21 protein-coding genes are annotated in these 23,155 nt (G+C 66.3%); 13 read left to right on the top strand and 8 right to left on the bottom strand.

Features of this window, described 5'->3' with window-relative positions:
- Position 1: 1 nt before the first annotated feature.
- Positions 2-658, bottom strand: a complete 657-nt coding sequence (locus tag ABE463_RS08000) for a hypothetical protein (protein ID WP_346467781.1) — start codon at positions 656-658, stop codon at positions 2-4.
- A 109-nt stretch (positions 659-767) separates the two neighbouring features.
- On the opposite strand from ABE463_RS08000, the gene ABE463_RS08005 reads away from it, so the two are divergent.
- Positions 768-1,823 carry a DUF5694 domain-containing protein gene (locus ABE463_RS08005; protein WP_346467782.1) on the top strand — a complete coding sequence of 352 codons (1,056 nt, stop codon included), beginning with the start codon at positions 768-770 and terminating at the stop codon, positions 1,821-1,823.
- 33 nt (positions 1,824-1,856) lie between these two features.
- Here ABE463_RS08005 and ABE463_RS08010 read toward each other — a convergent pair whose 3' ends face one another.
- Positions 1,857-4,058 carry a TonB-dependent receptor plug domain-containing protein gene (locus tag ABE463_RS08010; protein WP_346467783.1) on the bottom strand — a complete coding sequence of 734 codons (2,202 nt, stop codon included), beginning with the start codon at positions 4,056-4,058 and terminating at the stop codon, positions 1,857-1,859.
- 121 nt (positions 4,059-4,179) lie between these two features.
- On the opposite strand from ABE463_RS08010, the gene ABE463_RS08015 reads away from it, so the two are divergent.
- The 3 genes from ABE463_RS08015 (at position 4,180) to ABE463_RS08025 (ending at position 9,552) form a co-directional block, all read left to right on the top strand.
- Entirely contained in the window at positions 4,180-5,064 is an 885-nt protein-coding gene (locus ABE463_RS08015) for an AraC family transcriptional regulator (RefSeq protein ID WP_346467784.1), read from the top strand.
- Positions 5,065-5,240: 176 nt separating this feature from the next.
- Positions 5,241-6,707, top strand: coding sequence for a SulP family inorganic anion transporter (locus ABE463_RS08020; protein WP_346467785.1), 1,467 nt, complete (start codon positions 5,241-5,243; stop codon positions 6,705-6,707).
- Positions 6,708-6,957: 250 nt separating this feature from the next.
- Positions 6,958-9,552, top strand: a complete 2,595-nt coding sequence (locus ABE463_RS08025) for a methyl-accepting chemotaxis protein (RefSeq protein WP_346467786.1) — start codon at positions 6,958-6,960, stop codon at positions 9,550-9,552.
- Positions 9,553-9,568: 16 nt separating this feature from the next.
- Here ABE463_RS08025 and ABE463_RS08030 read toward each other — a convergent pair whose 3' ends face one another.
- The 3 genes from ABE463_RS08030 to ABE463_RS08040 all read right to left on the bottom strand — a co-directional run bounded on the left by ABE463_RS08030 (position 9,569) and on the right by ABE463_RS08040 (position 12,276).
- Positions 9,569-10,693 (bottom strand): acyltransferase, encoded by a 1,125-nt coding sequence (locus ABE463_RS08030; RefSeq protein WP_346467787.1) that lies wholly within the window; start codon positions 10,691-10,693, stop codon positions 9,569-9,571.
- Positions 10,694-10,859: 166 nt separating this feature from the next.
- Positions 10,860-11,924, bottom strand: a complete 1,065-nt coding sequence (arsB, locus tag ABE463_RS08035) for an ACR3 family arsenite efflux transporter (protein ID WP_346467788.1) — start codon at positions 11,922-11,924, stop codon at positions 10,860-10,862.
- A 25-nt stretch (positions 11,925-11,949) separates the two neighbouring features.
- Positions 11,950-12,276, bottom strand: coding sequence for a metalloregulator ArsR/SmtB family transcription factor (locus ABE463_RS08040; RefSeq protein WP_346467789.1), 327 nt, complete (start codon positions 12,274-12,276; stop codon positions 11,950-11,952).
- 74 nt (positions 12,277-12,350) lie between these two features.
- On the opposite strand from ABE463_RS08040, the gene arsC reads away from it, so the two are divergent.
- Positions 12,351-12,785: an arsenate reductase (glutaredoxin) gene (gene arsC, locus ABE463_RS08045; protein ID WP_346467790.1), complete on the top strand. Its 435-nt coding sequence runs from the start codon at positions 12,351-12,353 to the stop codon at positions 12,783-12,785.
- Positions 12,786-12,816: 31 nt separating this feature from the next.
- Here the strand turns inward: arsC and ABE463_RS08050 are convergent, their stop codons facing one another.
- Positions 12,817-13,206: a DUF2628 domain-containing protein gene (locus ABE463_RS08050; RefSeq protein WP_346467791.1), complete on the bottom strand. Its 390-nt coding sequence runs from the start codon at positions 13,204-13,206 to the stop codon at positions 12,817-12,819.
- 194 nt (positions 13,207-13,400) lie between these two features.
- Here ABE463_RS08050 and ABE463_RS08055 point away from each other — a divergent pair, with 194 nt between their 5' ends.
- The 6 genes from ABE463_RS08055 (at position 13,401) to hemC (ending at position 19,500) form a co-directional block, all read left to right on the top strand.
- Entirely contained in the window at positions 13,401-13,580 is a 180-nt protein-coding gene (locus ABE463_RS08055; protein WP_346467792.1) for a hypothetical protein, read from the top strand.
- Positions 13,581-14,096: 516 nt separating this feature from the next.
- Complete coding sequence (gene mdoH / locus ABE463_RS08060; RefSeq protein ID WP_346467793.1) at positions 14,097-16,004, top strand: glucans biosynthesis glucosyltransferase MdoH; 1,908 nt, start codon at positions 14,097-14,099, stop codon at positions 16,002-16,004.
- A 73-nt stretch (positions 16,005-16,077) separates the two neighbouring features.
- Positions 16,078-16,743, top strand: a complete 666-nt coding sequence (locus tag ABE463_RS08065; RefSeq protein ID WP_259259629.1) for an alpha/beta hydrolase — start codon at positions 16,078-16,080, stop codon at positions 16,741-16,743.
- Positions 16,744-16,747: 4 nt separating this feature from the next.
- Complete coding sequence (locus tag ABE463_RS08070) at positions 16,748-17,794, top strand: histidine kinase (protein WP_259258995.1); 1,047 nt, start codon at positions 16,748-16,750, stop codon at positions 17,792-17,794.
- Positions 17,795-17,804: 10 nt separating this feature from the next.
- On the top strand, positions 17,805-18,533 hold the full coding sequence (locus ABE463_RS08075; RefSeq protein ID WP_346467794.1) for a LytTR family DNA-binding domain-containing protein: 729 nt from the start codon (positions 17,805-17,807) through the stop codon (positions 18,531-18,533).
- 55 nt (positions 18,534-18,588) lie between these two features.
- Positions 18,589-19,500, top strand: coding sequence for a hydroxymethylbilane synthase (gene hemC, locus ABE463_RS08080; RefSeq protein WP_346467795.1), 912 nt, complete (start codon positions 18,589-18,591; stop codon positions 19,498-19,500).
- Between the two features lie 111 nt (positions 19,501-19,611).
- Here hemC and ABE463_RS08085 read toward each other — a convergent pair whose 3' ends face one another.
- Positions 19,612-20,388, bottom strand: a complete 777-nt coding sequence (locus ABE463_RS08085; protein ID WP_123730094.1) for a DUF481 domain-containing protein — start codon at positions 20,386-20,388, stop codon at positions 19,612-19,614.
- A gap of 122 nt (positions 20,389-20,510) precedes the next feature.
- Complete coding sequence (locus tag ABE463_RS08090) at positions 20,511-21,122, bottom strand: hypothetical protein (protein ID WP_346467796.1); 612 nt, start codon at positions 21,120-21,122, stop codon at positions 20,511-20,513.
- Positions 21,123-21,212: 90 nt separating this feature from the next.
- On the opposite strand from ABE463_RS08090, the gene ABE463_RS08095 reads away from it, so the two are divergent.
- The gene (locus ABE463_RS08095; protein ID WP_121040104.1) at positions 21,213-22,178 is read left to right on the top strand and encodes a YafY family protein; all 966 of its coding nucleotides are present in this window, start codon (positions 21,213-21,215) and stop codon (positions 22,176-22,178) included.
- A 113-nt stretch (positions 22,179-22,291) separates the two neighbouring features.
- Positions 22,292-23,086: a MetQ/NlpA family ABC transporter substrate-binding protein gene (locus tag ABE463_RS08100; protein WP_346467797.1), complete on the top strand. Its 795-nt coding sequence runs from the start codon at positions 22,292-22,294 to the stop codon at positions 23,084-23,086.
- Positions 23,087-23,155: the final 69 nt, after the last annotated feature.

Below are 23,155 nucleotides of genomic sequence, written 5' to 3' on the forward strand. Positions count from 1 at the left end.
TTCAACGCAACAACGATGGCGCCTGGTCAATCCGCCACGCGCCATTCAACGCAAGCACCACTGCGAACTTCCCGCATAGCAGCACGTCGGCTTCATTGTCCGCGCGCACGCAGCGATCAGCCCCCGGCAGCATCAGCACCTCGACCTCGCCGATGAAGTCATGCCGCTCATGGTGCTGGCCACGCACCATCACGCGATACGGTCCGCGAAGCGTGCGCACCACCGGGCGACGGCCCGCTGCCTGTGCCGCCCCTGCAAGATCAATCGCGTTCCCGCGGGGCATGCGCCAAACGATGCGCTCGGGCTGACCGAACCACTCCAATGCTCTCACCTCGCGCGTCTGAAGGGCCCGCGTGGGCGGCGTGCGGCGCAGTGCGGCCGCGGCCCGCTGACTGCGCAGTGCGGTCCACAGCATGCTGCCCACGATGAACAACCCGGCGGCCATGATGTAAACGAACACCAGGCCGAACCACGGCGAACTGTTGGGAATGCCGAACAGCATGGCAAGTAAGACGAGCAGCAGTGCCCATCTGATCCATTCGCGCGAGTCCTTTCCCGTTGTCACATTCGCTTCCTTGAGCACGGTCTGCAGGCGCGCAGACCGTGGAATTCTGACACTGGTGGAAACGCAATGCATTGCAGGGGGCGGAACGCGCATCAACGCAGCCCTCTTCGCCGTCGTCGTTGGTCACCCTGCCATTGGGCAGGTGCCCCCGCGCAGGTGCAGTGCTAGAACATCCAGCAACACCCCGCTCAGGCTCTGGATGATGACGCAACGCTACTCAACGCTGTCGGCCTGTCTGACGCTTCTGCTGCCCACGGTCGCGTACGCCGGTGTCGACCTCGCCTCACTCGACAAAGACATGGTCGGCCCACGCACCCAGATCCTCGTGCTGGGCAGCATCCACCTGAGCGAGCACGAGGCCTTCGATCCCAAGGCACTGGATCCACTGCTGGACAGGCTGGCGGCGTTCAAGCCCGGCTACATCACCATCGAAGCCATCAGTGGTGAGCAGTGCGATCTGGCCAAGCGTCATGCAGCGGTCTACGGCGAGGATTACTGCGCCAGCACGGAGATGGCGAAAGCGGCCACGGGACTGGAGGTGCCGACCGCGATCGTGCACGTCAACACGACGTTGGCGGCGTGGCCGGCTGCCCCCACCGCCGCGCAACGCCGCCAACTCGCGGCGCTGTTCCTCGCCGCTGGCGAGCGAGCGTCTGCGTACGTGCAATGGCTGCAGCTGCCCGTGGCCGAGCGACGGGCAGGTGATGGGCTGGACGACAGCCTGGTCGAACTGCTCAAGCAGCTTGGCACCCGCAAGAACGAGAGCTATCAGATCGCCGCAGTGCTCGCGGCGCGACTCGGCCAGCAGCGTGTGTACGCCATCGATGACCACACCGGTGATAACCACCAGATCGCGGATCGCAAGGCGTTCGGTACGGCGCTCCAGCAGGCGTGGAGCACCTACGGACCTGCGCTGGATGCCATGACTGGACGCGAAGCGGCCTTCATCGCCACCAACGACGTGCTCGGGTTGTATCGCAGCGTCAACGATCCCGCGGCGCTGCAGGTGCTCGCCGAGTCCAACGTGCGCCCGACACTGGCCGCCGTGTCACCGCAGCAGTACCCGCAGATCTGGGTGCAGGGCTGGGAAATCCGCAATCTGCGCATGGTCGCCAACATTCTCGAGGTCGTGCGCGACCACCCCGGCTCCCGCGTGCTCTCCATCGTCGGCGCCTCGCACAAGCCGTGGTTCGACGGTTGGTTGGGGCAGATGTCCGGGGTGGATATCGTGGATGCACAGGACGCTCTCAAGGAGTAGGAGGGCACCGCCCGCAGCACCCTCCACGCTGCCTCAGAACCGATAGCCTACCTCCGCACCGACGATGCGCGGCCGGTCGATGGGGCCGTAGTAGTTGCCGTCGCGCCCGAACGCCAGGTTGTCGAAGATCAACCCGTTGATGCGCCGCTTGTTGGTCAGGTTGTCGACGTACACCCGGGTGCTCCACGGCCCGGTTTCATAGCCGAACTGCACGCCGAGGATGGCCACAGCCGGTTGATAGGCACGGTTGCGCTCATCCAGGGCCATGCGCCCGTTGAACGAGGATTCCACGCGCGCGAACAGCCCGGAGCGATGCTGGTAGCGTGCGGCAAGGTAGGCCGTGTACTGCGGGGTGAGTTTGACGTCGTTGCCGGCCAGGCTTTCATTGGCGCCGACGAACAGCTTGCGGTACTCGGCGTCCACGTAGCCCGCGTTGGCGGTCAGCGTCAGGCCCGGCAGGACCTCCAGCGCGCCTTCCAGCTCCACACCGCGCGAGCGGATGGACGCATCCGAGCCGACATAGTCCGAGGAGATCGGCCGGCCGTTGGCATCGGTCGCCAACTGGATCTCCTGCCAGTTGTCCGAGGTGATGTGGAACACCGCGGCACCGATATGCCCGCGCCCGTTGAGCACGTTCATCTTGAAGCCGAGCTCGTGGCTCCACATCATTTCCGATTCGTAGCGCAGCACTTTGTCGTTGACCACATCGCTCTGCGCGGCCGCCAGATTGAAGCCGCCCGGAATGTAGCCCTTGGCGGATGCGGCGTAGAACGAGAGCGTGTCGCTGGCGTCGTAGCGCAGTGAGACGCGCGGGAGCGTGGCGGTGAACGTATGTGCGAGTTCGGCATCGCGATAGAACACCAGCCCGCCCGGGCCCAGATCGAGCGTGCCTTCGCGCTGGCGGGTGGAACGTTTGGCCTGCTCATGGCGCAGCCCCAGACTGGCGGTCAGTTTCGGCAGTGAGGGCGGGGTGTAGCTGGCCGTGCCGAACACGCTGTAGTCCTGGCCATCCGAGCCCTGCAGCGGGGCGAGGTCATAACTGCCCAGGCCACGTAACGGTGGGCCGACCAAGGTGCCGAGGATGGAGTCCTTGTGGTGCCGGTAGGTGGAGATGCCGGCGATGTAGGTCAGCGCTTGATCGCTGGGGGAGCTGAAGCGCAGTTCGCCATTCCAGCTGTGTTGCTTGTCGTAGATGCGGCCGGCCAGCGCGGGTGTGGCGGTCATGTCGAAATCGTAGCCGGCGGAGGTGTCTTCCTCTTGGCGGTAGGACAGTGCCGCGTCCAGCGTGCCACCGGACAATTGCCATTGCGCGCTGGTCCCGGCCACGGTTTCATTCTTGGTGGTGCGCTTGGGCGCATCGTTGATGTAAGTGAAGTCACCGGTACGACGGCCGCCGTTGTAGAGATCGCCGTAGGTGCGGTTATACAGGCCGACATCCAGCGGCAGATATTCGTATTCGAACATCCCGGGTGCACGCGTGCCCAGGTGATAGGCGATCGCGTTGATGGCGAGCGTATCAGTCGGCTCCCAGCGCAGCTTGCCCTGCAGATAGGTTTCCTTGACCTTGCCCTTGACACCGTTGAAGGGCGTGAGGTTCTTGAGGTGGCTGTCTTCGTCCGAGGCCATGAAGGCCACCGAGCCGAACAACCGGTCGCTGTTGCCCAGCGCGCCGCCGAGGAAACCATCTACGCTGCTGCCGTGGCCGTTGCCGAACGAGGTGACGCCGACATTGACCTCGCCCTCGGTCGTTGCAGACGGTGCACGCGTGCGCACCAGCACCAGCCCGGATTCGCTGTTGGCGCCGTAGAGCGTGCCCTGCGGCCCGCGCAGGATCTCCACCGACTCCACATGGTTCAACACCGCGTTGCTCAACTCGCGGAACGGAATGCCATCGATATAGACCGAAGCCCGGTTGACCAGAAACGGGTTGGACTCGATACCGCGGATGGAGATGAACATATCGCTGAGCTGACCCATCACGTTGAACTTCACGTTGGGGGCCAGCTTGTCCAGGTCGCGGAACTCGGTGACGTGTGCCTCTTTGAGTGCTTCGCGGTCGAGTACGGTGACCGACATGTCGCTCTTGAGGTACGGGGTATCGCGTTTGCTGCCGGTCACTACGATGCCGTCCAGCTCGGTGGCCGACGCGGGCGGGGTGGACTGGGCGCGGGCGGACGCACTGGGCAGCAACTGAAGCGCGGCGAGCACGGCGCCGGCAAGTACAGCGTGTTTCACGAGGAGCCTCTGGGGTGGTGGCGCGCACCACGGTGATGGGGAGGAATCGCGAATGTTATTGTGTAACAATCAAGTGCCGCTGCTCCATTTCCGGAGCGGTCGCTCCAGAACGGGACACCCGATGACCTGCGCCTCTGCCTCACCAGCGACTGCCGTGGCCGCACGCGTGGCGGCCGAAAGCGGCGGTCCGCTGGACGCGTGCGTGGGCAATGCCGACGGCTCGGTGCTGATGCTCCGCCACACGTTCGCCGCGGCGCAGGGCACGATGGGTGAGGGCGGTGCGTTGCGCATCGGGCTGCTCATGGCGGGCGGCGGCGCCCTGTATCAGCGCACGGCGCTCGGATGCATCGCGCAGCCCTGGCGGGCAGGCGCGTTCAATGTGGTGTTGCCGGACTGCCCGGGCGAATTCCGCAGCCCACCACTGGCGCTGCTGGGTCTGGCCATCGACGCGCGGCATCTGCAGGGGCACGGCGTGCGCTTGGAGCAGTTGCATCGCGCAGCATCGGCGCTGCAGGAGGACCCGGTGATCGCCTCGGTGATGGGGGCGTTGTGGCACTGCGCCGAGGCACATGCCGGTTCTGCCGCGTTTTTCGAGCACGGTGTCGATCTGGTGCTCAAGCGGTTGGCGGGGCTGCCGGTTGCGGCGCCCGCGACGCGACGCGCGTTGTCGCCCACGCACCTCAAGCGCGTGCAGGAACTGATCGATGCCCATCTCGGCGACGATCTGGGCGTCGCACGCATGGCGCAGGAAATCGGGCAGGAGGCCAGCGGATTCAGCCGCGGCTTCCGGATCGCGACCGGCATGACGCCTTACGCGTATCTCACGTGGCGCCGGATGCAGTCGGCCAAGCCGATGCTGCTGGCCGGCCGCAGCGTCACCGAGGTCGCCCTGGCGATGGGCTATGCGAACCCCGGCAAGTTCGCCGCGGCGTTCCGGCGGGTGACCGGGCAGGCACCGTCGCGTTGGGCAGGCAACGCGCGAGGTGAACTGGCTGGCCATGTTTGAGGCCATCGGAGGACTGCGCTATCCTGCGCGCCGCTTCCGCTGCCCCGGCAGGACCCTTGTGATGACCCCACCCTGATACCGCGTTGACGACGCGCCGGCCCTTGCGCTGGCTCAGGGAGTGCTTTGTCTTCATCACACAACGCGCCGTGCGCATCGCCGGTGCGTGGAGTCTGTCCATGTCTGTGTCCTATCCGCTGCGCCAGCAATGGCTCGGCAACATCCGCGGTGATCTGCTGTCCGGCGCCGTGGTCGCCCTCGCGCTGATCCCCGAAGCGATCGCCTTTTCCATCATTGCCGGGGTCGACCCCAAGGTCGGCCTGTACGCCTCGTTCTGCATCGCGGTGGTCACCGCCATCGCCGGTGGCCGGCCGGGCATGATCTCCGCCGCCACCGGCGCGATGGCGCTGGTGATGGTCGATCTGGTCCGCGACCACGGCCTGCAGTACCTGTTGGCTGCGACCATCCTGGCCGGACTGCTGCAGATCGTCGCCGGCGCGCTGAAACTCGGCGCCCTGATGCGCTTCGTCTCGCGCTCGGTGATCACCGGCTTCGTCAACGCGTTGGCCATCCTGATCTTCCTTGCGCAGTTGCCCGAGCTGATCGGGATGCCATGGACGGTGTACGCCGTGTGCGCGGCGGGCCTGGCGATCATCTATCTGCTGCCGCTGCTGACCCGGGCGGTGCCCTCACCGCTGGTGGCGATCGTAGTGCTGACCGCGCTGTCGATCTGGCTGGGCCTGGACATCCGCACCGTCGGCGACATGGGCGCGCTGCCGGACAGCCTGCCGACCTTCCTGCTACCGGACGTGCCGCTCACCTGGGAGACGCTGCGCATCCTGCTGCCGGTCTCGGCCACGCTGGCGGTGGTGGGGCTGCTGGAGTCGATGATGACCGCGCAGATCGTGGAAGACATGACCGACACCCCCAGCCAGCGCAATCGCGAGTGCGCCGGGCAGGGGCTGGCCAACATCACCGCCGGGCTGTTCGGCGGCATGGGTGGCTGCGCGATGATCGGGCAGTCGGTGATCAACGTGTCCTCCGGCGGACGTGGCCGGTTGTCCTGCCTGGTCGCGGGCGTGCTGTTGCTGCTGCTGGTGGTCTACGGCGCGGACTGGGTCCGGCAGATTCCGATGGCCGCGCTGGTCGCGGTGATGATCATGGTCAGCATCGGCACCTTCCACTGGCGCTCGTTCGCCGAGTTCCGGCTGCATCCAAAAAGCTCCTCGGTGGTGATGCTGGGCACGGTGGTTGTGACCGTGGCCACGCACGATCTGGCCAAGGGGGTGCTGACCGGGGTGCTGCTGTCGGCGCTGTTCTTTGCCCGCAAAGTGGGCCGGATGCTGGATATCGCCGAAGCGGACACGGTCGACGGTACCCGTGTCTACACAGTCAGCGGGCAGGTGTTCTTCGCCTCGGCCGGGCAGTTCGCCGCGGCCTTCGATCTGCTGCATGTGCCCGAGCGCGTGGTGATCGATCTGACCGATGCGCACTTCTGGGACCTCAGCGCGGTAGGTGCGCTGGAGCGGGTGACCGGCAAACTGCGTGCACGCGGAGCGCAGGTGGAGGTGATCGGACTCAACGCGGCCAGCCAGACACTGGTGGAGCGGCTGGGGCGGGGCGATGCCTCTGCCGGCGGACACTGAACACGGTCAGAAAGCCGTGCTAAACATCGCGGGCCTATCGCCGTTATCCAACTGAGTCCCCTCTCTGGGCGGGCACCGTCGCGGTGCCGGCAGGCGGCATCTTCACAGGGCGGGACGGTGGCATCGATCCCGATCTCCGCTGGCCGCGCCGTGATTGCACCGCGCGCGTGCCGGTCCGCAATGGACTGCGTGTTTCCGTGGCGGCGCATGTCTGCGTCCGCCGGTATGCCCTTTTTCCGGAACCGCCCCCATGCCCGTGTCCCGCCCCACCGCGTCCAAGCGCCCTGGCAGCATCGCCAACCGACTGATGCTGGGTACGGCGTTGATCGCCATGCTCTGCTTCGGTGTCACCGCCGCCATCAGCTACCGGGAAGCCAGCGCGTCGCTGGTGGATGCCTCCCGCCACACCATGCAGAGCGAGGCCCAGGCCGAAGCCCTGCGGGTGAGCGGTGATCTGTCCAACGCCTTCGCCACCAGCCAGGCGCTCGCGCAGAATCTGCTCGTCCAGCGCGCTGCGGGCACGCTGTCGCGGGCGACGGTGTCTGCGGTGATCCACCAGCAGGTGCAGGTGCACCCGGAATGGGTGGGCTTTGGCACGTTGTGGGAACCCGACGCTTTCGATGGCAAGGATGCCGAGTTCGTTGGCGCCGAGGCACACGATGACACCGGCCGGTTCATGAGCTACTGGGCGTGGCACGACGGCGCACCGATGCAGGATGCGCTCACCGGCTATGACGTGCCCGGCGATGGCGACTGGTATCTCAAGCCGAAGGCGCTCAAGCGGCAGACGGTGGCCGAACCGTACACCTATGAAGTCGGCGGCCAGAAAGTGCTGATGACCACGCTCTCCACCCCGGTGATCGACCAAGGGACGTTCGTTGGTGCGGTGACGGTGGATTTCGCGCTGGCCGCATTGCAGAAGCACCTGGCCGCATTGCGCCCGATGGGCGAAGGCCATGTCGAACTGATCTCGCCCGGTGGCATCGTGCTGGCCGCGCAGGACCCGCAGGAAATCGGCAAGCGCCGCGACGACGCCCTGACCGCGGCGATGCTGGCAGCGGTCAAGGCAGACAAACCCTTCGATGCCTTCGAGCCGGATGCGGCAGGTAATGTGAAGACCTATGTTCCGTTGCGCATCGGCGGCAGCCAGGAGCACTTCGCGCTGGGTGTGATCGTGCCGCATGCGCTGATCACCGCGCAGGCGCGCGCGCTGTGGTGGATCATCCTGGCTGTTGGCCTGGGCGCGGCACTGGTGCTCAGTGGCAGCGTGTACGTGTTGCTGCGCCGACAGGCGATCCGCCCGCTGGCCGATGCGGTCCGTCTCTCGGCCGACGTCGCCGAGGGACGTCTGGATACGCCGCTGCCGCCCGCGCGCAATGACGAGGTCGGCCGGCTGCTTGAATCGATGCAGCGCATGCGCAGCCAGCTGCGCGCAGTGATGGCCGCGCAGGGTGAAATGGCCCAGCGACACGAGGCGGGTGAGCTGAGCTACCGCATGGACGCGCAGACCTTCCCGGGCGAGTACGGCAAGATGGTGGAAGACACCAACCAGCTGGTCGGCGCCAACATCGCGGTCACGCGCCGTCTGGTCGAGGTGATGCAGCGTTACGCGGTCGGTGACCTGAGCCAGGACATGGATCGCCTGCCCGGCGAGCAGGCCGCGTTCACTGCCGCGATGGATACCACCAAGGCCAACCTGCGCGCGATCAATACCCAGATCGGCGATCTCGCCGGCGCCGCGGCGATGGGCGATTTCAGCCAGCGCGGCGACGTGGTGCGCTTCGATCACGACTTCCGCGCGATGGTCGAAAACCTCAACACCATGATGCAGGTCAGCGATGACAACCTGCAGCAGATCTCCGCGCTACTGCGTGCGATCGCCGCCGGCGATCTCACCGCGCGCATGCAGGGCGATTTCCACGGCGTGTTCGCGCGGATGCGTGATGATGCCAACACCACCGTGGTGCAGCTGACCGACATCGTCGGCCGCATCCAGCAGGCCACCGGCAGCATCAACCTCGCTGCCGGTGAAATTGCCGCAGGCAACAGCGACCTGTCGCGCCGTACCGAACAACAGGCCGCCAGCCTGGAAGAAACCGCCGCCTCGATGGAGGAACTGACCTCCACCGTGCGGCAGAACGCAGACCATGCGGTGCAGGCGAACCAGCTCGCCGCGGGCGCAGCCGATGTGGCGTCGAAGGGCGGTGAGGTGGTCGGCAAGGTGGTGACCACCATGGCCGGGATCGAGGCGTCCTCCAAGCGCATCGCCGAGATCATCTCGGTGATCGACGGCATCGCGTTCCAGACCAACATCCTGGCCTTGAACGCTGCGGTGGAAGCGGCGCGCGCGGGCGAGCAGGGGCGCGGTTTCGCGGTGGTCGCCACGGAAGTGCGCGCACTGGCGCAGCGCTCGGCGGGCGCGGCGAAGGAGATCAAGGGGCTGATCGACGATTCGGTCACCCAGGTCAGCGCGGGCTCCGCGCTGGTCCACACCGCCGGCCGCACCATGGAAGAGATCGTGACTGGCGTGCGCCGGGTCAACGACATCATGGCCGAGATCTCGGCGGCGTCGAAGGAGCAGTCCGCCGGCATCGAGCAGGTCAACCAGACCATCACGCAGATGGACGAAACGACGCAGCAGAATGCCGCACTGGTCGAGGAGGCCACGGCGGCGGCGCGCGCGATGGAAGAGCAGGCGCAGCAGCTGGGCACGGCGGTGGCGATCTTCCGGCTGCAGGCCCATCCGGGCACGCCGGCCGCACCGGTGCGTCGTAGTGCGCCTGCGCGCGGTACCTCGCGCGTACCGGTGGCGGCGGTGGCGAGTGAGGAGTGGCAGACGTTCTGAGGCCGGATCCTGCCGATTACTCCCGTTGGTCGGCGCGCTGCATCGCGGTGGTACGTCGGGCGTTTATGTAAGCCAGCAGGCGGTGCCCGGCCCGTATGCCGGGTACTTCAATGAAGCGATAGCCAAGGTGCGCAAGTGGTAGCGCGATGGCGAGGGTCAGTGCTGCGCAGATGAGATACGCCAAATCGGCGTGAGGCACGAACGCCTGGATACGGCGGAACATCGGTATGAGCAGCGCAATGACGATGGGATGGCCCAGATAGAGCGAGTAGCTCACCTGTCCCAAATAGGTTGTGGCGCGATTGACCACCACTGACAGCGGTAGCAACGACATGGCAACCAGCAACACGGCATACGTTGCCCCGAACAGGCCCCAGCCGATGCCCGGTGCGATGATGGCTTGTGCACTGCCGAGCGTCAGGACCGCCAGTAGGCTGCCAACGGCGACAAGAAGCGCCATCCCACAGCGCTTGGCCTTGCCCGTCGACATCGCTTGCATTGCCTTGAAGGCATGGTAGGCAAGGATTCCGTAGAGGAACACAGGCAAGTGGCGCAGCAGGCCGTAGTCGCCAGTCCCCGCCAACCCTGGTGCGCCAAGCACTCCCGTGACCGCAAGCAGGCTGATGATGGTGCCCAGAAGCGCCGCCACGCTGGCTCGCGTCAGGGTGTGGATAAAATGGAACAGTAGTGGAAATACTGCGTAGAAGAGCATTTCTACGCCAATGGCCCAGCTGGCCCAGACGATCCCGGCTTCCCACCCGTCAAACAGGTTGAACGTGAACGTCACATTGGCCAGGATTTCAGTCGCAGAGTGACCGGAGTGGCTGCCACGGCCATCGCGCCAGATCGAGAAGGCCAGCAGCACGAAGAACAATGGTGCGATACGAAACACCCGATGCAGGTAGAAGCTCAGCAGGGGCCGTGGAGTCGCTGCGTGACGCGGCATCGTATAGGCCAGCGAAAACGCGCTGATGACGAAAAAGAGCGCGACGCCGGTACCCCCCATTGCCAGGATCGCGCCCATTACTGGGCCTGTCGCCAATGCAGGTGATGGCATTGCCATTACATGGAAGATCACCACATAGACGGCAGCAAGCCCACGCAGGGCATCGAGGAACGCGAGTCGGTTTGACGGAGCCATGACGGTCCTTGTCCAGGCAGGTGGCGACCCTCCTTTTCGGCAGGAGGTCTACATGCGGGCGGGAGATGAACTCCGTGCATGCTATCACCCGCATAAGGCGCTGCCAGAGTGCGGGCTGCTCAGTTTGCTTGGCCGGTAAGGGCATCAACGACGGACGCGATTCGTTTCAATGCGGGAGTGAGGCGGTCTCATTGAAGCAGCGGCGTCCAAGTCGCAGCGCCAGATGGACCAGTACGATCAACACCGGCACCTCCACCAAGGGCCCGATCACGGCAGCGAATGCGACCGGTGAGCCCAGCCCGAAGGCGGCGATCGCCACGGCGATGGCCAGTTCGAAGTTGTTGCCCGTCGCGGTGAAGGCGATGGCGGTGGTGCGCGGATAGTCGCGTGCGATCCAGCGGCCCATGAAGAAGCTCAGCAGGAACTGCACGAAGAAGTAGATCGTCAGTGGGATGGCGATACGTACCGCATCCATGGGAATGCGCACCAGATCGCCGCCCTTGAGGCTGAACATCGCCACGATGGTGAGCAGCAGTGCGACCAAGGTGATCGGGCTGATGGCGGGCAGGAAGCGCGTTTCGTACCAGTCAACCCCGCGCACGCGCAGCAGCAGGCGTCGCCCCAGATAGCCTGCCGCAAAGGGAATGCCCAGATACACCAGCACCGCACCGGCAATCGTCCAGGTGCTGACATCGATCACGCTGCGCTGCAACCCGAACAGCGGCGGCAGCACGGTCAGAAACAGCCACGCATAGACGCTGAAGAAGGCGATCTGGAACAGGGAGTTGAACGCGACCAGGCCGGCCACGTACTGATTGTCGCCGCGCGCGAGCTGGTTCCAGACCAGCACCATCGCAATGCAACGGGCCAGACCGATCAGGATCAGCCCGGTCATGTACTCCGGCCGGTCGTGCAGGAACAGCGCGGCCAGCGCGAACATCAGCACGGGCCCGACCACCCAGTTCTGCAGCAGCGACAGGGCCAGCACGCGCTTGTCGGCGAAGACGGCGGGCAGCGCCTCGTACTTCACCTTGGCCAGGGGCGGGTACATCATCAGGATCAGACCTGCTGCGATCGGCAGGTTGGTACCGCCGATGGTCATCGCGTCCAGCGCGGCGGGCAGGCCATCGAAGACGGTGCCCAGCACCACGCCGAGCGCCATCGCCGCGAAGATCCACAGGGTAAGCCAGCGGTCCAGAAAGGACAGGCGGGAGGTGGCACGCGTCGTCATCGCGATGGGCCCGGCAGTCAACGGATCAGCACGGCTGCGCGCATTGGCCGGTGGGACCGCAGTCCGCCTCGCCGGCACAGCAGTTCTCGGTGAGGTAGCTGATGAGGCCATTCATCGCCTCGAAGTCGGCGCGGTAGCAGATGCTGCGCCCGCGCGATTCGGCGCTGACCAGGCCCGCCGCGCTCAGTTCCTTGAGGTGGAAGGACAGCGTGGCACCGGGAAGGCCGAGGTCGGCGGCGATTTCTCCGGCCAACCGGCCACCCCGGCCGGCCTGGACCAGCAGGCGGAAAACGCTCAAGCGGGTGTTATGACCCAGGGCGGCAAGGGCGTGGGTTGCAGTGTTGTGTTCCATGTTTCTAGAATAGTCGAACAATTAGGCCGGAGCAATCTTATGTCCTTGCTGCCCAACCCGATCCGCAACCACGCATGAAGGCCGTGATCTATCACAACCCGGCCTGCGCGACCTCGCGCAATGTGCTCGCACTGATGCGCCATGTCGGCGTGGCGCCGGAGGTGGTGGAGTACCTGCGCACCCCGCCGGATCGTGAGCGCTTGATCGCACTGATCGCCGCTGCCGGCCTGCAGGTCCGCGACGCACTTCGCCAGAAAGGCACCCCGTACGCCGCGCTGGGCCTGGCCGATCCAACGCTGGAGGACACCCAACTGCTGGATGCGATGCTGGCCCATCCAATCCTGATCAACCGGCCGTTCGTGCAGACCGAACTCGGAGTGTGCCTGGCGCGGCCCTCGGAGACCGTGCTGGAGATTCTGCCGCCGGTGCAGGCGCCGTTCCGCAAGGAAGATGGGGAGGTGGTGATCGACGCCCACGGCCGACGCGGCACAAAAAAGCCCGGTCAATGACCGGGCTTGTTCATCCAGGCGTGCGCAGTACTTACCAGCGCATGCCCGCAAAGGGGTTCCAGCTGGTGTCGCCCTTCACTTTTTCCAGGTAGTACGAATAGTTGGTGGTCAGCGCGATCAGCACCGACCAGGCCATGCCGATCGCCCGGCCGACCACGTCCGGCAGGAACGCCACGATCACCATCAGCACCAGGGTGATGCCCAGAATGGTGAGCGCCTTGCGCCACATACCCAGGATCAGCAGGTAGATCCAGCTGAAGAACAGCGCGAAGAAGTTGAAGTTGATCTTGATCCTCTGGCCGAAGGTCAACGTCTTGAACGCGGCCTTGAAGCCAGGCGAATTGGGGGCGCCGTGCTGTTCGAAGAAGTTGAAGCGGAACTTCCACTTGGGGCTGAGGGGGGAAGCAGTGTTGGAATCCATATCCGAATCATTGTTTGAAAACGATTACATGATAGCGGTGCGACCTGGAAAAGCGCCAATTTTTTGGTGCACTCCACCCCCTCCAGCAGGTACTGCGGGCGCCGTCACACATTCGTCCCGGTTTTCCGATAGGGTGCGCAATCCGCGCGGCCGGAAGCCCCGCGGGCAATGCGACGTCAACGAGATGCCCTTTCATGTCCACTGATGTAATGACCCCCGAGCGCCCCCAGGCAGGACCGCAGATTGCGCCGTGTCCGGTGGCCACCCAGGCGCAGCATCTGCTCGCCCAGCTGCAGTTCTCGCAGGTGAGCGCGCGCGCGCTGTCGCGCCTGCCGGTTGATGCCGACCTGGCCGTCGCCGCGCCCACCGTCTGAGTGGATGGACCTCGCCAGGCCCTCGGCCCGGCGACCTGCTTGCCTTACCTGCTGCCTCGATTGCGGGGCGGCCCGGTCATGTACGGCCGACTGACGAACTGCGCAACGCCGGCAGCTGCTGGGCCCGGGACAGGCGTGAGACGTCCCTTCTCCGGGCTGTCGTGGCCGATGACGATCATCTGTAAGATGAATGGGGAGAGGCCCATGGCACAGGGCCTGCGCCTCCATGGTCCTGCGGGGCTGCACACTTGGCTCGATCCAAAAGCTGAATGCGGAGAAATCACCGGTGAAACCTTCGCACCCACCTTACATTTCGCGCCATAGACTGAGCCGCATTTTTCGTCTCAAGTCGGTTGGAGAGTTCGTGGGTTTCGGGAGTCACAGACAACAGCGACGTGCCGGTGATCGGCCCGCACCGACAGGACGAATGCGCGCCATCGAGCGCGCCGGGCTCAGGACGCCCCTTTCCGCATCTTGCATCTCCGGCCTGGCACGCCCTGCACAGGGACACCGCGCATGAGTACCCAGACCCTCCACGCCCGACTGGACGCCGGCCGGGCGACGCTGCCGGCCGAGTCGCCGTTGCCGATGCCCGAGCAGTCCCTCCGCGAAGGGGAACTGCAGGTCCGGCGGCAGCGCACGTCGCCGCGGATGATCGGCCTGCGCCGTTTCTACATCCTGGGTGGCACCGCCGCGATGACCGCCGCCGCCAGCCGGATGATGTGGAAGGTGCTGGCCGTCAACGGCATCAGCGTGCTCGAAGCCTGCCTGCTGGTGTTGTTCGTGGGCCTGTTCGCGTGGATTGCGCTGTCCTTCGCCGGGGCGGTGGCCGGCTTTCTGACCGCCGTGTTCGATCGTGGTTACAAGCTGGGAATCGATCCGGACGCGCCGCTGCCGACCGTGCACACCCGCACCGCGCTGCTGATGCCCACCTACAACGAGGACCCGCGTCGGCTGTTGGCCGGCCTGCAGGCGATCTATGAGTCGGTCGCCGAGACCGGCCAGCTCGAGAACTTCGATTTCTACGTGCTCAGCGACACCCGCCGCGACGACATCGGGCAGGCCGAGGAAGAAGCCTTCCACGCGCTGTGCGATGCGGTGGGCGGCCATGACCGCATCTTCTACCGTCGCCGCGGCGACAACAGCGGGCGCAAGGCCGGCAACATCGCCGATTGGGTCCGTCGTTTCGGCGGCGCCTACCCGCAGATGCTGATCCTGGACGCGGACAGCCTGATGACCGGCGACACCATCGTGCGGCTGGTCGCGGGCATGGAACACAACCCGGATGTCGGGCTGATCCAGACCCTGCCGGCGGTGGTCGGTGGGCGCACCCTGTTTGCCCGCATGCAGCAGTTCGGCGGGCGCGTGTACGGCCCGGTGATCGGGCGCGGCGTGGCCTGGTGGCATGGCGCGGAGAGCAACTACTGGGGGCACAACGCGATCATCCGCACCCAGGCGTTCGCCGAACAGGCCGGTCTGCCGTCGCTGCCCGGCCACGAGCCATTCGGCGGGCACGTGCTAAGCCACGACTTCGTCGAGGCGGCGCTGATGCGCCGCGGCGGCTGGGCGACCCACATGGTGCCGTATCTCAAAGGCAGCTATGAGGAAGGCCCGCCGACGCTCACCGATCTGCTGGTCCGCGATCGCCGTTGGTGCCAGGGCAATCTGCAGCACGCCAAAATCGTCGGCTCAAAGGGCCTGCACTGGGTCAGCCGCATGCACATGCTGGTCGGCATCGGGCATTACTTCACCGCGCCCATGTGGGCGATGCTGATGCTGATCGGCATCGCCATTCCCCTGTTCCAGGGCGGCATCGACATCAACGAAGTGCTGCATCTCTCGCCGGGCGTATACTGGCGCCACCAGGATGAGACGCAGGTGATCCGCATGTTCGCGATCACCATGGTGGTGCTGCTCTCGCCCAAGGTGCTGGGCTATCTGGCGATGTTGCTGGAGCCGGTCGAGCGCCGTGGCTGCGGGGGCACGATCCGCGCCTTCATCTCGATGCTGCTGGAGACCATCCTCGCTGCACTGATGGCCCCGGTGGTGATGTACGTGCAGTCCCGTGGTGTGGCCGAAGTGCTGGCCGGCAAGGACTCGGGCTGGGATGCGCAGCAGCGCGACGATGGCGGTGTGTCCTGGTCGGCATTGGCGCGCGGTTATGGTGGCTTGAGCGTGTTCGGCTTGTTCATGGGCGCGCTGGCCTACGCGGTTTCGCCCTCGCTGGCCGCGTGGATGGCCCCGGTGGTGATCGGCATGGTGCTGGCGATTCCGGTGGTGGGCTTCACCTCCTCGCGTACCGCCGGCGTCTGGATGCACCGGCTGGGGTTGATGGAGATTCCCGAAGAATCGGCGCCGCCCAAGGTGCTGGTGCGCGCGGCCGAACTGCGCCGCGCCGCTGCCGAGGCACACCCCGCCGGCTGATCATGGCGCTCCAGGCATTGCCCCCATTACGGTGGGGCGCGGTCATAATGCGGCTTGAACGTACTGGAGCCGCCTGATGCTGGATACCGTGGAAAACGAAACCGGCGCCGACCCGCAGTGGTCGGTGCTGTGGCTGCATGGCCTGGGTGCCGATGGCCATGACTTCGCCCCGATCGTGCCCGAACTGGTGCGTCCGCACTGGCCGGCGATCCGCTTCGTGTTCCCGCATGCCCCGGTGCAGCCGATCACGATCAACAACGGTGTGCCGATGCGCGCCTGGTACGACATCGTCAGCGCGGACTTCCGCTCCCGCGCCGACAGCGCCGGTGTGGACGCGTCCATCGTGGAGCTGGAGCTGCTGATCGAGCGCGAGGTCGCCCGTGGCATTCCGGCCGAACGGATCCTGCTGGCCGGTTTCTCCCAGGGCGGGGCGGTGATCCTCAGCGCACTGCTGCGTCGTACGCGTCCGTTGGCCGGGTTGATCGCGTTGTCGACCTATCTGCCGGACCCGGCCAAGGCGGCGGCTGCCCGGGTGGCCGATGCGATCAGCGTGCCGGTGTTCATGGCCCACGGCACGCAGGATCCGGTGATCCCGGTGGCGATCGCCCGGGACACCGCGCAGACCCTGGAAAATCTCGGTCTGCCGGTGGAGTGGCACACCTATACGATGGCCCACCAGGTATGTGCGGAAGAAATGCACGCGCTGGGCGAGTGGCTCGAGGCGCGCTTCGCCGCCTGACGCCATGAACGACCCGCGCCAGCAGTCCTGGTTGCCCGAGCTGTGCCGCCTGCCGCGACTGGCGGCGATGCTGGGGTTGGCCGAGCTGGTGGTGGTGGTGGTGGCGCTGGCACCCGACGGCAGCCGCCACTGGACGCTGTCGGACTTCCTGTCCGCCAGCGGCTTCGCGCTCTGGCTGGCGCTGGCAGTGACGGTCAGCCTGTGCAGTCTGCGTGCGGTGCTCTCGCGGCTGCCGGAAGTGCCGGGCATGGTGCTGGTGGTGGTGATGACCGGGCTGATCGCCGGTGCCTGTGCGGCGATCGTGCACGCGCTGTATGGCGTGCTCGGTGGCAGCAGCTTCGCCCAGGCGGTGGGCTTCTGGCGGTTTACCCTCGGCAGCGCGGCGATGACGGCCTTGATCACGGCGCTGGCGCTGCGCTACTTCTACGTCAGTGACCGCGGCAGCGCGCAGATGCTGGCCAACGCCCGGGCCCAGGCCGACGCGCTGCAGGCACGGATCCGCCCGCACTTTCTCTTCAACAGCATGAACCTCATCGCCAGCCTGCTGCGCCGCGATCCGGACGTGGCCGAGCGCGCGGTGCTCGATCTGTCCGACCTGTTCCGCGCCGCGCTCGGTGCCGGCGATGGCGATTCCACGCTGCAGGCCGAGTGCGAACTGGCCGAGCGCTACCTCTCGATCGAGTCGCTGCGCCTGGGGGACCGCCTGAAAGTGATCTGGCTGCGCGACGAACCGCTGCCCTGGTCACTGCCGATGCCGCGGCTGGTGCTGCAGCCGCTGGTGGAAAATGCCGTGCTGCATGGCATCTCGCGGGTACCCGCGGGCGGCACGATCGTGCTGGCACTGTCCAGTGACGGCACGAATCTGCGCATCCGCGTGCGCAATCCCGCACCGGATCCGGCCACGCGCGGGTTGCCGCTGCTGCAGGGGGCCGGCCACGCGCAGCGCAACATCGCCCATCGCCTGGCCTGGCGCTTCGGCCCGGCCGCGCGGATGACGGGGGCGTGGGCCGACGGCTACTATGCTTGCGAAATCACGGTCCCGGTCCAGTGAGGAAACTGTCTTGAAGGTGGTGATCGCCGACGACGAACCGCTGGCCCGCGAGCGCCTGCGCTCCCTGCTCGCTGACCAGGCTGGCATCGAGGTGGTGGCCGAGGCCGAGAACGGCGAACAGGCCCTGCACGCCTGCGCCGAACTTCAACCGGACCTGGTCCTGCTCGATATCGCGATGCCCGGCCTGGATGGACTGGAGGCGGCCCGCCACCTGGCGACCTTCGAGCCGCGTCCGGCCGTGGTGTTCTGCACCGCCTACGACGCCCATGCGCTGTCCGCGTTCGAGGCGGCGGCCATCGATTACCTGATGAAGCCGGTGCGCCCCGAGCGCCTGGCCGCCGCACTGGAGCGGGCCCGTACCTTCCTCGCCGGCCGCAGCGGTCCACCGACGGCCGCCAGCCAACAGGCGCGCACGCTGCTGTGCGCACGCCTGCGGGGCAGCCTGCGGCTGATCCCGGTCGAGGACATCCACTACCTGCAGGCCGAAGAAAAGTACGTGGTCGTGCACCATGCCCGCGGCGAGGACCTGCTGGAAGAATCGCTGAAGTCGCTGGAAGAGGAGTTCGGCAACCGCTTCGTGCGCATCCACCGCAATTGCCTGGTCGCCCGGCATGAACTGGTCGAGCTGCGACGAAATGGCGCAGGCCAGGTCCAGGCGGTGCTGCGCCATGGGCATGCGCCGCTGGAAGTCAGCCGCCGCTGCGTGGCCAGCCTGAAGCAGGACCTCAAGCACCTTTGAGTGCGGGTGTGCCGGACCATTGGTCGATACGCCCCTGTGCGTCGATAATGGCGCCATGAAGACCCTGCGCATCGCCACCCGAAAGAGCCCGCTTGCCCTGTGGCAGAGCGAATACGTCGCCGATCGCCTGCGTGAGGCGCATCCGGGGCTGGAGGTGGTGCTGATCCCGATGAGCACGCGCGGCGACGAGGTGCTGGACCGCTCGCTGGCGGCGATCGGTGGCAAGGGCTTGTTCCTCAAGGAACTGGAGCTGGCGATGCTGCGCGGTGACGCGGATTGCGCCGTGCATTCGCTCAAGGATGTGCCGATGGAGCTGGATGCGCCGTTCGCGCTGCCAGCGATGCTCCCCCGGCATGATCCTGCCGATGGCTTCATCTCCAATCTGTATGCCTCGCTGGACGCGCTGCCGATCGGTGCACGCGTGGGTACCTCGTCACTGCGCCGCCAGGCCCAGCTGCGCGCGCTGCGTCCGGATCTGGAACTGTCGGACCTGCGCGGGAACGTCAACACACGCCTGGCCAAGCTCGACAACGGTGGCTACGACGCCATCGTGCTGGCCGTGGCCGGGCTGGAGCGCCTCGGCCTGGGCAACCGCATCGTGGCGCGCCTGGCCGCACCGGCGTGGTTGCCGGCACCGGCGCAGGGCGCGGTCACGGTGGAATGCAATGGCGACGATGCCGGTGTGATGGCGTTGTTCGCCGCGCTCGACGATGCCGACACGCGCGCGTGCGTGGAAGCCGAGCGCGCCATGAACCGCGCGCTGCATGGCAGTTGCCACGTGCCGGTCGCCGGCTTTGCGCAATGGGAAGGCGAGAATCTGTTCCTGCAGGGCCTGGTCGGCGGTGTCGCCGATGGCCGCATCGTGCGCGCGGAGGCGCGTGGCCCGGCCAGTGATCCGGAGACGCTGGGCCAGCGCGTGGCGCGCGGCCTGCTCGATGCCGGTGCCGGGGAACTGCTCGCGGTCTGAGGCGCGTAATGCCGGCCGCTGGCCGGCAGTCCATGCTGCACAAGGTACGCGATGAGCCGGCCAGCGGCCGGCACTACATCACGACGGCGGGCGCACAGGCGCCCGCAGCGATTACTTGAACTTGTAGACCACGTTCATGGTGGTCAGCGTGTCGGTCTTGCGCTTGTCTTCAGCGACGTCGCTGTTGTGACGTGCCTGCCAGCCGGCCTTCAGCGCCAGATGTTCGTTCATGCTCACCGACACGCCGAAATCGTTCTGCGCGAAGGTGTTGTACGAGCCCGACTCGACCAGCAGCGTGTTCACCAGATCGGTGTTCGGGGTCAGCGTGTACTTGAGATCGAACAGGCCGCGGCCGATCAGGCCGGTACGGGTCGCGTCGTCTTCGGTGTTGTGGGTGCGGCGCACACCGGGACCGATCTGCGCGTCCATGTAGAAGCGCTCACCGTCGATGATCCGGGTGCCGTAACCCAGACCGAACGAGCTCTGGCGGTCGTAGGTGGCGAAATCGTCGCGCTCGTAACGCACCGTGGCGGTGATCTGGCGATGCTCGCCCAGCTGCAGCGCGCTGCCGGCACTGCCGGTGTAGCGGTTGGCGGTGGTGTTGCGGCGGCGGATGGTGGTGCCGTCGTCTTCGGTATCGGTGTATTCCGAGCGCGAGCGCAGGCCGAACAGGTCCATGCTGTGCACCCAGTCATCGTCGGTGTAGCGCAGGCGCAGACGACCGTTGAAGCTCTCGGTATTGCTGTTGCCACGGGCCGAGGCAAAGCCCAGTTCACCGCCACTGCCGCTCCAGGGGGAGGTCATCGCTGCCAGTTCGGCAGCGTCCTGTGCATAAACCGCCGGGGCGCAGAGCAGCAGGGGAACAAGCAACGAAACGCGCAGGGACATCAACGGTTCTCCGTGATCGGACAAGGGGGAGGGACAACAAGGGGGGGATGATACTTGATGCGTTCTGCGTCACATTCGGCGGCGGGCCCCGGCTTTAGGGCCCGTTCGGCCTTGATCCCTGTTCAGGGAACATCGATACGCAGTGAGGCGTCGTCGAAGCGCGAGTAGGTGACGGTGATGCGGAACGGCTGACCGTTCGTCTCGCCCTTGCGCTCGATCTGCACCGGCAGGCCCTGCGCATTGACCCAGTACAGCAGGCCGTCGGGGGCCGCAGTGGCGTGGCGCACCTCGTATTTATGCGCGCGCTGGCCACCGGCGCGGTCCTCGCCAAGGTCGCGCACCGTCAGCTGCGCTGGCTCAAGATCGTCCGGCAGCGGGCTGCGCCACTGCGCCAGCATGCCTTCGGGAACCGGAATCTGGCGCACTTCGCCAGCACGCTGCAGGAAGAAGGTGCCGCCGATGATCGTCTGCGGGCCATCGTCGGTGATCAGCCGATAGCGGTCCGGAGCCACGTAGTCCATCTGCGCCTCCAGCGCGCGCGGGCCCTGCATCTTCATCACCGCGTGGAAGCTGCGCAGCTGGCCGAAGCGCTGGCTGGCCGCCAGCACGGTGGCCACCGGATCGGCGGCCGGTGTCGTTGCGGCAGGCACGGCGGCCGCCGGCGTTTCAGTGCGCCCACAGCCCCCCATCAGCAGGGCGGCGGCGGACAGGGCAAGGGCGGGCAACAGGCGCATGACGGGCGGCAGCAGGCGATGGGGGCCCCACGATAGCCGAAGATGCAGCCGAAGCCGCCACAACGACGGCGACTCGGACATAATCGGGTCATGGACCGATATGAACGCATCAACGCCCTGCATCGCCTGCTCAAGTCCGCCCGTTACCCGGTAACGGTGGCGGCCCTGCAGGAAAAACTGGAGTGTTCCCGCGCGACTGTCTACCGCGACCTGGCCTTCCTGCGCGATGCGCTGATGGCGCCGGTGGAAGGCGACGGCGAGGCGGGCTTCCGCTACCAGGCCGACGAGAGCGACCGCTTCGAGCTGCCGGGCCTGTGGCTCAGCTCGGAAGAACTGCACGCGCTGCTGGCCTCCCAGCACCTGCTCTCGCGCACGGGGGGCGGCGTGCTGTCCTCGGTGCTGGCCCCGCTGCAGCAGCGCATCGAAGGCCTGCTGGCCGCACAGGCCGGCGTCTCGACCTGGCCAGTTGATCGGGTGCGGGTGATTCCGCACCGCGGCCGCAAGTTCGATGAAGCCAGCTTCCGCGCCGTCGCCTCGGCGGTACTGGAGCGCAAGCAGCTGGCCTTCGAGTACCGGGCCCGCTCCACCGATGAGGCCACCCAGCGCACCGTGTCGCCGCAGCGCATGACCCACTACCGCGACAACTGGTACCTGGATGCGTGGGATCACGGTCGCGAAGGCCTGCGCAGTTTCGCGGTGGACCGCATCTACAAGGCACGCGTGATCGATACCACCGCGCGCGATGTGGATGAGACCGAGCTGGACGAACAGCTGGGCGCCAGCTACGGCATCTTCTCCGGGCCGCCCAAGGGCTGGGCCACCATCGTGTTCAGTGCCAAGGCTGCGCGCTGGGTGGCCGATGAGCACTGGCATTCCAAGCAGCAGGGCCGCTTCCTGCCCGATGGCCGCTATGAGTTGAAACTGCCTTACAGCGTCTCGCGCGAACTGCTGATGGACGTGCTGCACTACGGCTCGGACGCGGAAATCGTGGAGCCGGTGATGCTGCGCGAACAGGCCAAGGCGCTGCTGGCGCTGGCGCTGACCAGTTACGAGTAAGCCGGCCGGGCCGGCATCGGCTCATGCCGTGGGGTCATATGCCCCGGATTCCGCAAGGGCCGGGGCGTGCGGTATCGTGGGGCGTTGCTGCCCTTATGGATCCCGCTGCCCCCATGAAAAAGTACCTGCTGCTCCCGTTGCTTGCCGCTTCGCTGGCTCTGGCCGCCTGCGGCAAGCCGGCCAATGATTCCAAGAAGCTGGTGGTCGCCGCCACCGCGGTGCCGCACGCCGAGATCCTCGCCGTGGTCAAGCCGATCCTGGAAAAGGAAGGCCTGACCCTGGACGTGCGCGTGTTCAACGACTACGTGCAGCCCAACGACCAGCTGGTCCAGAAGCAGGTCGACGTGAACTACTTCCAGACCGAGCCCTATCTGGACGCCTACAACCGTGACCGCAAGACCGACCTGGTCAAGGTGATCGGCGTGCATATCGAGCCCTTCGGTGCGTACTCGCGGCGTTTCAAATCACTGGATGCGCTGCCCAACGGTGCCGACGTGGTGATCCCCAACGACCCGAGCAACAACAGTCGCGCGCTGATCCTGCTGCACAAGGCCGGCGTGATCACGCTCAAGGACCCGACCAATGCGTTGGCGACCCAGCGCGACATCATCGCCAACCCGAAGCAGCTCAAGTTCCGCGAGCTGGATTCGGCGATGCTGCCGCGCGTGCTGAACCAGGTGGATCTGGCCCTGATCAACACCAATTACGCGCTGGATGCCGGGCTCAACCCGACCCAGGATGCACTGGCGATCGAAAGCAAGGATTCACCGTACGTGAACTTCCTCGTCGCGCGCCCGGACAACAAGGACGATGCCCGCGTGCAGCAGCTGGCCAAGGCCCTGACCGGCCCGGAAGTGAAAGCCTTCATCGCCGAAAAGTACAAGGGCGCCGTCCTTCCGGCATTCTGACCGGCATCCACGGCAGAGCCACGCCATGCGTGGCTGGCCGCGCCCGCGCGGCAATGATCGCCGCCGCGG

Origin of the sequence: Stenotrophomonas sp. TWI819, assembly GCF_039673075.1 — a bacterium.
GTDB lineage: Bacteria > Pseudomonadota > Gammaproteobacteria > Xanthomonadales > Xanthomonadaceae > Stenotrophomonas > Stenotrophomonas rhizophila_B.